13 protein-coding genes are annotated in these 11,992 nt (G+C 70.3%); 7 read left to right on the forward strand and 6 right to left on the reverse strand.

The annotated features are described in order from the left end of the window. Nucleotides 1-90: 90 nt before the first annotated feature. The gene (locus DKM19_RS28325) at nucleotides 91-744 is read right to left on the reverse strand and encodes a TetR/AcrR family transcriptional regulator (protein WP_110699708.1); all 654 of its coding nucleotides are present in this window, start codon (nucleotides 742-744) and stop codon (nucleotides 91-93) included. Between the two features lie 203 nt (nucleotides 745-947). Between DKM19_RS28325 and DKM19_RS28330 the strand changes: the two genes are divergently transcribed. The 6 genes from DKM19_RS28330 to DKM19_RS28355 all read left to right on the forward strand — a co-directional run bounded on the left by DKM19_RS28330 (nucleotide 948) and on the right by DKM19_RS28355 (nucleotide 6,752). Next, nucleotides 948-2,012, forward strand: a complete 1,065-nt coding sequence (locus DKM19_RS28330) for a sulfite oxidase (protein ID WP_204358282.1) — start codon at nucleotides 948-950, stop codon at nucleotides 2,010-2,012. A 232-nt stretch (nucleotides 2,013-2,244) separates the two neighbouring features. Beyond that, on the forward strand, nucleotides 2,245-3,177 hold the full coding sequence (locus tag DKM19_RS28335; protein WP_204358283.1) for a metal ABC transporter substrate-binding protein: 933 nt from the start codon (nucleotides 2,245-2,247) through the stop codon (nucleotides 3,175-3,177). After that, a complete protein-coding gene (locus DKM19_RS28340; RefSeq protein ID WP_204358284.1) occupies nucleotides 3,170-4,075 on the forward strand; it encodes a metal ABC transporter ATP-binding protein in 906 nt (301 codons plus the stop codon). The genes DKM19_RS28335 and DKM19_RS28340 overlap by 8 nt, the downstream gene beginning before the upstream one ends. Continuing rightward, on the forward strand, nucleotides 4,072-4,980 hold the full coding sequence (locus DKM19_RS28345) for a metal ABC transporter permease (RefSeq protein ID WP_110699710.1): 909 nt from the start codon (nucleotides 4,072-4,074) through the stop codon (nucleotides 4,978-4,980). Before DKM19_RS28340 ends, DKM19_RS28345 begins: the two co-directional genes overlap by 4 nt. Further along, nucleotides 4,977-5,810 carry a metal ABC transporter permease gene (locus tag DKM19_RS28350; protein WP_110699712.1) on the forward strand — a complete coding sequence of 278 codons (834 nt, stop codon included), beginning with the start codon at nucleotides 4,977-4,979 and terminating at the stop codon, nucleotides 5,808-5,810. Before DKM19_RS28345 ends, DKM19_RS28350 begins: the two co-directional genes overlap by 4 nt. A 114-nt stretch (nucleotides 5,811-5,924) precedes the next feature. Further along, nucleotides 5,925-6,752 carry a helix-turn-helix transcriptional regulator gene (locus DKM19_RS28355; RefSeq protein ID WP_110699714.1) on the forward strand — a complete coding sequence of 276 codons (828 nt, stop codon included), beginning with the start codon at nucleotides 5,925-5,927 and terminating at the stop codon, nucleotides 6,750-6,752. 71 nt (nucleotides 6,753-6,823) lie between these two features. Here the strand turns inward: DKM19_RS28355 and DKM19_RS28360 are convergent, their stop codons facing one another. Then, on the reverse strand, nucleotides 6,824-7,609 hold the full coding sequence (locus DKM19_RS28360) for a methyltransferase domain-containing protein (RefSeq protein ID WP_110699716.1): 786 nt from the start codon (nucleotides 7,607-7,609) through the stop codon (nucleotides 6,824-6,826). Nucleotides 7,610-7,637: 28 nt separating this feature from the next. Between DKM19_RS28360 and DKM19_RS28365 the strand changes: the two genes are divergently transcribed. Beyond that, on the forward strand, nucleotides 7,638-8,069 hold the full coding sequence (locus tag DKM19_RS28365) for a MerR family transcriptional regulator (protein ID WP_110699718.1): 432 nt from the start codon (nucleotides 7,638-7,640) through the stop codon (nucleotides 8,067-8,069). A gap of 60 nt (nucleotides 8,070-8,129) precedes the next feature. Here the strand turns inward: DKM19_RS28365 and DKM19_RS28370 are convergent, their stop codons facing one another. The 4 genes from DKM19_RS28370 to DKM19_RS28385 form a co-directional block, all read right to left on the reverse strand. Continuing rightward, nucleotides 8,130-10,373 (reverse strand): cation-translocating P-type ATPase, encoded by a 2,244-nt coding sequence (locus tag DKM19_RS28370; protein WP_110699720.1) that lies wholly within the window; start codon nucleotides 10,371-10,373, stop codon nucleotides 8,130-8,132. A 50-nt stretch (nucleotides 10,374-10,423) separates the two neighbouring features. Next, entirely contained in the window at nucleotides 10,424-11,422 is a 999-nt protein-coding gene (locus tag DKM19_RS28375) for a hypothetical protein (protein ID WP_110699722.1), read from the reverse strand. Beyond that, a complete protein-coding gene (locus DKM19_RS28380; protein ID WP_110699724.1) occupies nucleotides 11,419-11,631 on the reverse strand; it encodes a heavy-metal-associated domain-containing protein in 213 nt (70 codons plus the stop codon). The genes DKM19_RS28375 and DKM19_RS28380 overlap by 4 nt, the downstream gene beginning before the upstream one ends. A gap of 68 nt (nucleotides 11,632-11,699) precedes the next feature. Next, complete coding sequence (locus tag DKM19_RS28385) at nucleotides 11,700-11,981, reverse strand: metal-sensitive transcriptional regulator (RefSeq protein ID WP_089208255.1); 282 nt, start codon at nucleotides 11,979-11,981, stop codon at nucleotides 11,700-11,702. Nucleotides 11,982-11,992 lie beyond the last annotated feature (11 nt).

Consider the following 11,992-nt stretch of genomic DNA (forward strand, 5'->3'; position numbering starts at 1 on the left):
AAACGAATTCAGCGCGAAATCGGCGCGAAAAAGTAAGGGGTGATGCGGTACCTGGAAGTACGGGGACTCAGCCGGTCGCCGTGATCGTCATTAGCGACGCCGTTGGAAGTCCTCGAATGTCGCGGCGGTTCCCGGCAGGGGAGAGCATCCTGGAGCACGCAGGCCGTCGAGGAAAAGCTGCAGATGACGATCCACGAACCGGTCGAGGTGCAGGTCCGTGGTACCCGGCAGGGGCCGGGTGAGCTGGTGCACTGCGATCACGATGTCAGCGGCGGCCACGTCGGGGCGGAGCAGCCCCGAACTGTGGGCCCGGTCCACGATGTCCTCCAGGGCGTGTTCAAGGCGGATGCGTTTTTCGGCGAGTTCGGCGGCGATCAGCTCACAACCGTCGGACAGAATCGGGCAGAGAGCCCCGATCCGTTCTTCGGCCGCGCCGTGCACGAAACGCTGCAGCGCCTCGAACGCGTCCGGTGCCTCGGCGAGCGCCGATTCGGTCAGCGCGACGATCCTGTTCATGACCTCCAGCGTCACCTGCCGGATCAGATCCGAGCGGTCGACGAAGTGCCGGTAGATGGTGGCGTTGCTCACCCCGGCCCGCCGTGCGACCTGGTCGAAGGCGACCTCGGCGCCGTACTTCACGAACTCCTCACGCGCGGCGGCCACGATCCGCTCCCGATTGCGTGACGCATCCGCCCGCAGCCGGGGAACGTGGCTCGGCTCGACGGTTGTGTTCGTGATGCTCACGGCGGCGCTCCCCTCTGTCGCCCGTCATACGAATCGGGGAATGACTCCCCGTTTTCCAAGGCGTACGTGTAAACGGGGAACTCATCCCCGGATATTTCGCAAGGCCCTATGAGCTGCATCACAGGCCACATGGCTAGGCCGGTGTCATGTCACCGGCCCAGGGTATCCGGAACTACATGGACATATGGGATAAGAGGGATGACATGGTGGTGCACGGGACCGATCCATATAACGCTGAGCCCTCGCCGTGCACCCTGGCCGATCGGACCCTCACCCCGCTCGACGCCTTCTACAGCCGCAACCACGGCCCCATCCCCGATCTGGATCCGGCCTCCTGGCGTCTGACGGTGGACGGCCTGGTCGGACGCCCGCTGACGCTGTCCCTGGAAGATCTGCGTTCCGATTTCTCCGAGCACGTCCTGGTGGCGACCCTGCAGTGCGCGGGCAATCGCCGCGCCGACCTGATCAGGGTCCGCGACATTCCCGGCGAGGACCCCTGGGGGCCCGGCGCCATCTCCACCGCCCGCTGGAACGGCGTCAAACTGGCCGACGTCCTCGCCCGCGCCGAGTTGCGCCCCGAGGCCGCGCACATCGCCTTCGCCGCCCCCGACGTCTCCGACCTCGCCGATCCGCCCCAACCCTACGGCGGCTCGATTCCCGTGGCCAAGGCCGTCACCGGGCAGGTCCTGCTGGCCTGGGCCATGAACGGCCGGCCGCTGCCCCGGGCCCACGGCGCCCCCGTCCGCGCCATCGTCCCGGGCTGGATCGGCGCCCGCAGCGTCAAATGGCTCCAGCGCGTCACCGCCCAGGCGGAACCCTCCGACAACTACTTCCAGGCCACCGCCTACCGCATCCTGCCCTCCGAGACCGACCCCGCCCAGACCGGCCCCGGCGACGGCATCTCCCTGGGACCCGTCACCCTCAACACCGCCATTCTGCGCCCCGACGACGGCGCCCGCCTGCGACCCGGCCTCACCCTGATCGCCGGCTACGCCTACGCCGGCGAGAACCGCGCCGTCGCCCGCGTCGACGTCTCCCTCGACGAGGGCGGCACCTGGATCCAGGCGGATCTCGACGAGCAGGTCAGCCCCTGGGCCTGGCAGCACTGGCGCACCACCGCCGACCTGGGCGAAGGCAAAACCGTGATCACCGCCCGCGCCTGGGACACCGCCGGGGCCACCCAGCCCGAATCGGCCCGGCACCTGTGGAATCCCAAGGGTTACGCCAACACCTCGTGGGCTCGCATCCGCGTCACCTGCCACTCCTGAGGAAGAAGGTCATCGGCCACCCGGCGCCGAGGCCGGGGCCGTAGGCGTGCGCGAGTTCGGCATCCCGCCGGGGCGCGGCGGTCCCCGGCCGCCGACGCGTCACACAAGAATGATAACTGATTTGACAATCATTTTCACTCGATGAAGAATCTGACCAAATCCTTACATCCATGCCTAAAAGGGACAATCTTCCGTGTTCTCATCTCGAAGCGGTCTTGTAGCGAGCGCCGGATTGATCGCGTTGCTGGCCACGGCCTGCGGGCAGGCCGACACCGCTCAGACGGCCTCGGCCGCATCCGACCAGGTCGCGACCTCGACGACGGCCGACGGCCCGCTCAAGGTGGTCGCCACCACCACGCAGGTCGCCGACTTCGCCCGCAACATCGGTGGTGACAAGGTCACCGTCACCCAGATCCTCAGGCCGAACGTCGACCCGCACGACTACGAGCCCTCGCCCGCCGACATCCAGGCCATCGCGGATGCCGACGTCGTGGTGAAGAACGGCGTGGGCCTGGAGAAATGGCTGGACCAGGTGATCTCCTCGGCCGGGTTCGAGGGTCAGGTCGTGGACGCCAGCCAGGGCGTGACCATCCGCAAGGGCGACGGCTCGGAGGAGGAGAGCGCGGGCGACCCGCACATCTGGCACAACCCGCAGAACGCCAAGATCATGTCGACGAACATCGAGAAGGCCTTCGCCGCCAAGGACGCCCCGGACGCCGCCGCGTACCAGGCCAATCTGGACACCTACGGCGCCAAGCTGGACGCCCTGGACACCGACATCGCCCAGCGCATCAACACGATCCCCGCCGCCCAGCGCAAGCTGGTGACCAACCACGACGCGTTCGGCTACTACATCGACCGCTACCACCTGACGTTCATCGGTTCGATCATCCCCAGCTTCGACACCTCCGCCGAGCTGTCGGCTAAGCAGATCTCCGATCTCGTCGCCAAGATCAAGGCAACCGGCGTGACCGCCGTCTTCTCCGAGTCCTCCCTGCCCCCCAAGACCGCCCAGGCCATCGGAACGGAGGCGGGTGTGAAGGTCGAGGCCGGCGAGGACTCCCTGTACGGGGACACGCTCGGCCCCGAGGGTTCGGCGGGCGCGACCTACCTGGACATGGAGAAGCACAACACCGATGTCATCGTCGGCACGCTCAATGGCTGACACCGCTCCCCCGGCCTCTCCCCCGGCCTCTCCCCCGGACGGCGTTCCCCCGGACGCCTCGCCCGAAGCCGTCCTGCCCGAAGCCGCCGGACCACAGGCCGCCGCGTCCGAAACCGCCGGACCCGAGGACGGCGCGCCCCGGGAGCGGGACGTCACGCTGCGGATGGAGCACGCCAGCATCGCGTACGGCGACGTGCCGGTGCTGGAGAAGATCCACGGCATCGTCCACCCGGGCGAGGCCGTCGCGCTGATCGGCCCCAACGGGGCGGGCAAGTCGACCCTCATCAAGGCGATCCTCGGGCTGGTCCCGGTCGTCCGAGGCAGGATCGAGGTGCTGGGCCGCACTCCCGCCCTGGCACGCCGCGACGTCGCCTACGTGCCCCAGGCCGACACGCTCGACCCCGACTTCCCCGTCTCGGTCGAGCAGGTCGTGATGATGGGCCGTTACCGGAAGATCGGCTGGCTCAGGCGCCCCGGCAGGGCCGATCGCACGGCGGCGGCGGAGGCACTGGAACAGGTGGGCCTCACCCAGCGGGCGCGCCACCGGTTCGGCACGCTGTCGGGCGGGCAGCGCCAGCGAGTGCTGCTGGCGCGGGCGATCGCCGCCCAGCCGCGGCTGCTGCTGCTGGACGAGCCGTTCAACGGCGTCGACGCCGTCAGCCAGCACGCTCTGCTGGAGGCGATCTCCGTCCTCAAGGGCCGGGGCGCGAGCGTGGTGATCAGCACCCATGACCTGGCCATCGCCCACCTGGCGTGCGAGGAGGTGTGCCTGCTCAACCGCTACCAGTTCGGCTTCGGCCCGGCCGAGGAGGTCCTGACTCCCGAGTGCCTGCGGGCGACCTACGGGGGGCACGCGCTGGAGCTGCGCGGGGACCGGGTCATCGTGGCCCAGTCATGAACCTCTTCGAGCCCTTCGCCACCCCGTTCATGGCCCGCGCGCTGATCGAGCTGATCATCCTCGGCGCGCTGGCGGGCACCGTCGGCGTGCTGGTCCTGCTCCGCAAGCTCGCCTTCGTCACCGACACCATGACCCACACCGTCTTCCCCGGCGTGGTCATCGGCTATCTGGCGGCGGGCGAGGGCGGCATCTTCTGGGGCGCGCTCGCCGCGGGCATGGTGACCGCGGCGCTGCTCACCCTCCTCACCCGCAGGCGCAAGGTGAGCGAGGACGCCGCCCTGGCCATGCTGCTCACCTCGCTGTTCGCGCTCGGCGTGGTACTGGTCTCCCGGCAGAGCGGCTACACCACCGACCTGACGGCCTTCCTGTTCGGCCGCGTCCTGACCGTCACCGGGGAGCAGCTGGCGCAGACCGCGCTGGTCTCCGTCGTCGTCATCGTCGTGCTGGCCCTGCTGCGGCGCCCGCTCCTGCTGCGCGCCTTCGACCCCGAAACGGCCGAGGCGGCCGGCTACCGTACGGGGCTGCTCGATCTGGCGACCAATCTGCTCGTCGCGGTGGTCATCGTGGCCGCCGTGCGCGCCGTGGGCACCATCCTGGTCATCGCGCTGCTGATCGTGCCCGCCGCGGCCGCCCGCGCGCTGTCCGACCGGCTCGCGCTCATCGTGCCGCTGGCCGTCGTGATCGGCGTCCTGGGGGGCTGGATCGGCCTCGCGGCCAGCTACGAGGCCTCCATCCACCACGGGGTACGGCTGGCCGCGGGCGGCACCGTCGTGCTCGTCCTGACCGGCCTCTACCTGCTGGCCGGGCTCGGCGGCGTGGCCCGCCGCCGGATCGTCCGGAGACGCGCGGCGGCCGGGCCCCTCGACCAGGCCACCGCCGGGATCTCGACGGGGGTGACCGGATGAGCTGGTTCGACTCCGCCATGCACCGAGCCCTGCTGGAGGCCGCCCTCGTCGGAGCCATGGGCGGGGTCGTCGGTGTCTTCGTGGTCGTTCGCAGGCTGTCGTTCTTCACCATGGCACTCACCCATGCCACCTTCCCCGGCATCGTCATCGCGGCTCTGCTCGGTATCAACCTGTTCCTCGGCGGCGGCGTCTTCGGCCTGATCATCGTGGCGGGCGTCGTGGTGCTGGGCCGGGGCAGGGGGCAGGACTTCACCGCGGCCACCGGGGTCGCCCTGGCCGGCGGTTTCGCGCTCGGAGTCGTCCTGATCTCCGCGCAGGCCGGCTTCACCAAAGATCTGACCGCCTACACCGTGGGCGACATCCTGACCGTCGACACCTTCGACCTGGCCACGACCGCCGCCGTCACCTGTGTGGTCCTGCTCACTCTCGCGATGCTGGGCAAGGAGCTGCTGCTGCGGGCCTTCGACCCCGACGGCGCCGCGGCGGCGGGGCTGCCCGTGGCGCTGCTGGACCTCGCGTTGCTCGCGCTCGTCGAGATGGCCGTGGTGGCGACCGTCCCCGCGCTCGGCGCCATCCTGACCCTCGCCCTGCTCGTCGGACCCGCGGCCACCGCCCGGCTGCTCAGCGACCGCCTCGCCCTTCTGTTCCCGCTGGCGGCCGCGATCGGCGTCGCCTGCGGGCTTGCCGGGATCTGGATCTCCATGGTCGCCGACGTCGCCGCGGGGGCGTCCATCGCGCTGCTCGTCGGCGCCGTTTTCGCCGTCGCCCTGCTCCTCCGCCGCGGCGTGAGAAGACCGCGACGATCCACGGCTCTCAGCGGAGCCGACTGATCGTTTCATCCGGCCCCCATGCCGCGCCGACCTGGGCACTTCTCCCGCGGGAGCGTTCCCACCTGGGAGTAATACGGCCACCCTGTCCGCCGATTTCTGACGTAACGTGCCGAAATGGACAGTGACAATCTCCTCGGTGAGTTTCTGCGTGCGCGGCGCGAACTCACCACTCCCCAGCAGGTGGGGTTGCTGCACTCCGGTCCTCGCCGGACGCCGGGGCTGCGCCGGGAAGAGCTGGCGATGCTGGCCTGTGTCAGCACCGACTACTACGTCCGCCTGGAGCAGGGACGCGAACGCCACCCCTCCGAGCGGGTGCTCGCCTCGCTGGTGGAGGCGCTGGGCCTCGGGCCCGACGCCGCGGCGCATCTGTACGAACTCGCCCACCCGAGGCCACGGCAGCCCAGGGCCGCCGACAAGGCCCGGCAGGTCAGCCCGGACCTGCTGCGGCTGATGCGCAGCTGGCCGGACACCCCGGCTCTCGTGTGCGGCCGCTGGATGGACGTGCTGGCCACCAACTCGCTGGCCGACGCCCTCCACAACGGCCACGAATACACGGACAACCTGCTCCAGCTGGTCTTCCTGGAACCCGCCGCGCGCGAGTTCTACCGGGACTGGGAGCAGGTCGCCCACAGCAAGGTCGCCCACCTGCGCGCCGCCGCCGGAGCCGACCTCGACGACCCGTACCTGACCGAGCTGATCGGTGAGCTCTCCGACGGAAGCTCGGAGTTCTGCCGGCTCTGGGCCCGCCATGACATATCCGGCAAGACCCGCGAGACCAAGCGACTCCACCACCGCGAGGTCGGCGACCTGACCCTTACCTGCGAGGTGTTCGACATCAACAGCGCCCCCGGCCAGCAGCTGATCGTTCTACAGGCCGAGCCCGCCAGTCCCTCCGAGCACGCCCTGGCCCTGCTGAGCAATCTCGCGGCCACGACCTCGTGACGACGTCCGGCCAGGACGATCCGGGCGGCGGCTCGCCGTACAGATCATCCTCGCGCGCTCGAACCTGATCGTCAGGGGCGGCGTGCCGCCGCGACGAACAGCGGAATCGCGAGGAAGAGCCGCCCGCTCCGTGCGCGGCCGGTCTGCTCCTCGATCCACGCGTCGGCCCGGTCCTGGGTGATCACCCCGGCGGAGCAGGCGGCGTGGGCGATCCCCGAGAGCATGGGCATCATCAGCCCGTCGGTGAACACGCCGGTGCGCACCTCCACCTCGACGTCGTCGAATCCGGCGTCGAGCAGCAGGTTGCGGTAGCCACGGGCGGCGCGAGGGCTCGCGACGCCGTCGGCGCGGGAATGCACGATGGTCCGGGTCAGGGCCGGGTCGTCGGAGTCGATGACAAAGGTGTCCCAGTCCTGGCCGATGAGGACGATGCGCCCTCCCGGGGCGAGCACCCGCCGCGCCTCGGCGAGTGCTTCGGCCGGGTCGTCGAGCTCGTGGTAGACCCTCTCGGCCCGATATCCGTCCACCTCCCCGTCCTGGAACGGCAACGCGTAGGCGTCGCCGACGCGGAGATCGGCCTCGGGCCGGCGCTGCCGGCCGACGGCGATCATCTGCTCGCTGATGTCGACGCCGATCGCCCTCACGTCGCGTTCGGCCATCTCCCCGACGGCCCATCCGGCGCCGCAGCCGACGTCGATCACGTGCGCACCGGGCACCAGGTGAAGCAGCTCGTAGGAACGGACGCGCAACTCGGCCGAGTCCGGAAGGGCGTCGACCATGTCGAGCTGCCGGATCAACCGGTTGGCCGGATCATCTTCATGGCCCGTGCCGTGGCCTGTAACGGTGATGTTGGACATGTCATCGAGGATGCGACTTAATGTCGACATGAAGTCAAGTGGAGACGTCACGTCGATGGCCATCGGGGAGATCGCGGAGCGGTTCGGCCTGGCGGCACACGTGCTGCGGCACTGGGAATCCATGGGCCTGCTGGCACCGGCACGGGTGGAAGGCGATCGCCGCCGTTACGGCCGCGATGACCTTTACCGTGTCGCGGTGATCCTGCGGGCGAAGGAGGCCGGATTCAGCCTCGACGACATCAGGGAGATGATCGCCACCGGCGATCCGGACGAGCGGCGCGACATCCTGCTCCGCCGGCACGCGGACCTGACACGGCGCATCGCCGAGGCGCAGGCCTCCCTCCACCTCATCGAATGCGCCCTGGACTGCGACCACGCGGACTTCACCGGCTGCACCCACTTCCAGGACATGGTGGCCGAGCGGATCGGAGTCGGCTCGCCCCTGCGGGTCCGGGCGTGACGGAATGCCGAACCCGGCCGGAGGCGGTGCCCACCGCCTCCGGCCGGGCTTGGCGCTCCCCTACGTGAAGCGGCGCAGGCGCAGGCTGTTGCCGACCACGAAGACCGAGGAGAACGCCATCGCGGCTCCGGCGATCATGGGGTTGAGCAGGCCGAGCGCGGCTAGGGGCAGGGCTGCCACGTTGTAGGCGAAGGCCCAGAACAGGTTGCCCTTGATGACGCGCAGCGTCCGGCGCGACAGCCGGATGGCGTCGGCGGCCACCCGCAGGTCGCCGCGGACCAGGGTGAGGTCGGAGGCCTCGATGGCGGCGTCGGTGCCGGTCCCCATGGCCAGGCCGAGATCGGCCTGAGCCAGCGCCGCGGCGTCGTTGACGCCGTCACCGACCATGGCGACCCTGCGGCCCTCGGCCTGCAGCCGCTTGACGACGTCGACCTTGCCTGCGGGCAGCACCCCGGCGATCACCTCGTCGATGCCGACCTCGTCGGCCACCGACCGGGCCACGGCCTCGTTGTCACCGGTGAGCAGCACCGGGGTCAGCCCCAGCGCGCGCAACCGCCGGACCGCCTCGGCCGAGGTCGGTTTGATCGTGTCGGCCACCACCAGGACCGCGCGGGCCTTGCCGTCCCAGCCGACCGCGACGGCGGTACGGCCCGCCGCCTGCGCCGCGGTGAGCGCCCGTTCCAGCTCGGCCGGCAGGTGCTGTGACCATTCGGCGAGCAGTGCGGGGCGGCCGACGAGCACGGCGTGCCCGTCGACGACGCCCTGGACGCCGAGACCCTCGATGCCGGCGAAGTCCTCGACGGCGGGCAGCTCACCCACGCGCTCGGCGGCGCCCCGGGCGACGGCCTGGGCGATGGGGTGCTCGGAGGCGTGCTCCAGGGCGCCCGCCAGGCGCAGCACCTCGGCGGCGTCCTCACCGTCGGCGAGGTGGACGCCGGTGAGGGTCATCTTCCCCTCGGTGACGGTGCCGGTCTTGTCGAGCACGACGGTGTCGACGGCGCGGGTGGACTCCAGCGCCTCAGGGCCCTTGATCAGGATGCCGAGCTGGGCTCCGCGGCCGGTGCCGACCAGCAGCGCGGTCGGGGTGGCCAGGCCCAGGGCGCACGGGCAGGCGATGATCAGCACGGCGACCGCGGCGGTGAAGGCCGCCCCGGCGCCGCCACCGGTGCCCAGCCAGTAGCCGAGCGTGCCGACGGCCAGTGCGATCACGATCGGGACGAAGATCCCGGAGATGCGGTCGGCCAGCCGCTGGACCTGGGCCTTGCCGGTCTGGGCGTCCTCGACCAGCCTGGCCATCTGGGCGAGCTGGGTGTCGGAGCCGATGCGGGTGGCGCGGACGACCAGGCGGCCCCCGGCGTTGACGGTCGCGCCGGTCACCGTGTCGCCGGGCCGTACCTCGACCGGCACCGACTCACCGGTGAGCATGGAGGCGTCGACCGCGGAGGAACCCTCCTCGACCACGCCGTCGGTGGCGATCTTCTCGCCGGGCCGGACCACGAATCGATCTCCGACGGCCAGCCGGTCGGACGGAATCCGCGTCTCGGATCCGCCGCGCATGACGGTGACGTCCTTGGCGCCCAGCTCCAGCAGGGCTCGCAGGGCGGAGCCCGCACGGCGTTTGGCGCGGGCCTCGAAGTAGCGGCCGGCCAGGATGAACGCGGTCACGCCCGCGGCCGCCTCGAAGTAGATGTTGCCCGAGCCGTCGGTGCGCTCGATCGTGAACGAGAACGGATGGATCATGCCCGGGGTGCCCGCGCTGCCGAAGAACAGCGCCCACAGCGACCAGCCGAGAGCGGCGAGGGTGCCGAGCGAGACCAGGGTGTCCATGGTCGCGGCGCCGTGGCGCAGGTTCGTCCAGGCGGCCTTGTGGAACGGCCAGCCGGCGTAGACCACGACCGGCGCGGCCAGGGTGAGCGACAGCCACTGCCAGTTGGTGAACTGCAGCGCCGGGATCATCGCCATCGCGATCACCGGCACCCCGAGCACCACGGAGGCGATCAGTCGCCGTCGCAGCGGCTGGAGCTCGTCCTGAGGCTCGTCCCCCGTCGCGTCGCCCCGCTGCTCCGGCTTCGGCGGGAGCGCGGCGGTGTAGCCGGTCTTCTCGACCTCGGCGATCAGCTCCTGCGGATCGACGCCCTCGCCGAAGGTGACCTTGGCCTTCTCGGTGGCGTAGTTGACGGTCGCGGTCACGCCGTCGAGCTTGTTGAGCTTGCGCTCGATCCGGTTGGCGCAGGAAGCACAGGTCATGCCGCCAATTGAGAGTTCGACCGTGCTCTCTGGCCTGTTATCGGTGAGGGAGGACATCACCTGCTCCTTTCGCTCATCGTACCGGATTCCTCTCGTCGTACCGGGCGTCAATGGTCGTGCTCGCCGTGCTCGGACGGACCGGTCGAGGGGCCGGGGGTGGATGCCGTCGTGGGTGCCGCGCCCTGACCGGCGTGGAGGGTGAAGTCCGCAGTGCGCACGACTCCCCCGTGCTGGAAGTCCAGGAACAGCCGGTAGTCGCCCCGGCTGGGCACCTCGGCGTAGAAGGTGATCTCCGGACCCGGCTGGGTCCTGCCGTCGCCCGGCTCCCCGTCGGGGTGCACGTGCAGGTAGGCCAGGTCTCCCGCGCGCAGCGCGACCAGGTGGCCGTAAGCGCCCAGGTAGGGCTGCAGGTCGGTGACCGGGCGGCCGTCCCTGCCGACCCTGAGGGTGATCCTGCTCGACTTTCCGGGGACCAGGTCGCCGTCGAGGGTGACGGTGTAGCCGTCGACCGTGGACGTACGGCTCGGCGCGGGCGGTTGCCCGGGTTCGTAGGCGCCGCCCGCCCGCAGGTCGGCGCCGAGGGTCAGGTCCGGGCCTCCCTCGGGGGCGAAGTCGGCGAACGCCCGGTAGGCACCCGCTTCGGGCAGGGTCAGCCTCACCGACCACACGCCGTCACCGGCCGGCTCGGGGTGCAGGTGCTGGAAGCCGCCCAGGTCGCGGGAGACCACGATGAAGTGCAGCTTCTTGTCGTGTTTCGTCTGGTAGCGAGTGACGGGCCCGCCATCGGGTCCGATCACGCTGAACCGGAAGTCCGTGGCCTCGCCCGGCTTGATCTCTGTCGTCTCGGGGGTCAGGGTGTAACCGTCCTGGGACACTTGGAGCCCTCCTGGGGCGGGTGCCGAGACCGCTGCCCGGCTGGGAGCCGTTTCCGCGTGGGCTCCATGATCGTTCGTTTCGCGGCCCGGGGACGGGGCCGGGTGGGCGCCGTGATCGTCCGCGATGGGCACGACGCCGGCGGAGCCCACCGCGCTGCCCGCTCCGAGTGCTCCACCGAAGATCACAGCGAGACCCAGGGCGTAGGCGCCGAGCTTGGCGGGCGTGTTCACGACACGGTCACCACTTCGTATCCGGCCTCCTTGACCGCGGCCGTGACGGCGGCGTCGTCGATCGGGCCGTCGCTTCCGACCGTCACCAGGCCCGTGGCCAGGTCGACCTCGACGCCCGTGACGCCCGGGATCTCGGTGACCTCCTCGGTGACCGAGCTGACGCAGTGACCGCAGGTCATACCCTTGACGGTGTAGGTGGTGGTGGTCATGATGATCGCTCCTCTTGCGTGGCGGTTACGTGTTGGTCGGTGCGATTGCGTGTTGATCCATGTGACGGTCAGGAGCGGACGAGGCGGGCGATGGCGTCGGAGGCTTCCTTGATCTTGGCCTCGGCCTCCGCGCCGCCCTTGGCGGTAGCCTCGGCCACGCAGTGCGCCATGTGCTCTTCCAGCAGGGAGAGGGCGAAGGACTGCAGTGCCCGGTTGGACGCCGACACCTGGGTGAGGATGTCGATGCAGTATTTGTCCTCCTCGACCATCCGCTGCAGACCGCGGATCTGACCTTCGATCCGGCGCAACCGCCGCACGTGGTCCTGTTTGTTGTCGGCGTATCCGTGCATCTCTCCCCCTG

It is taken from the genome of Streptosporangium sp. 'caverna', from assembly GCF_003203775.1.
Lineage (GTDB): Bacteria > Actinomycetota > Actinomycetes > Streptosporangiales > Streptosporangiaceae > Streptosporangium > Streptosporangium subroseum.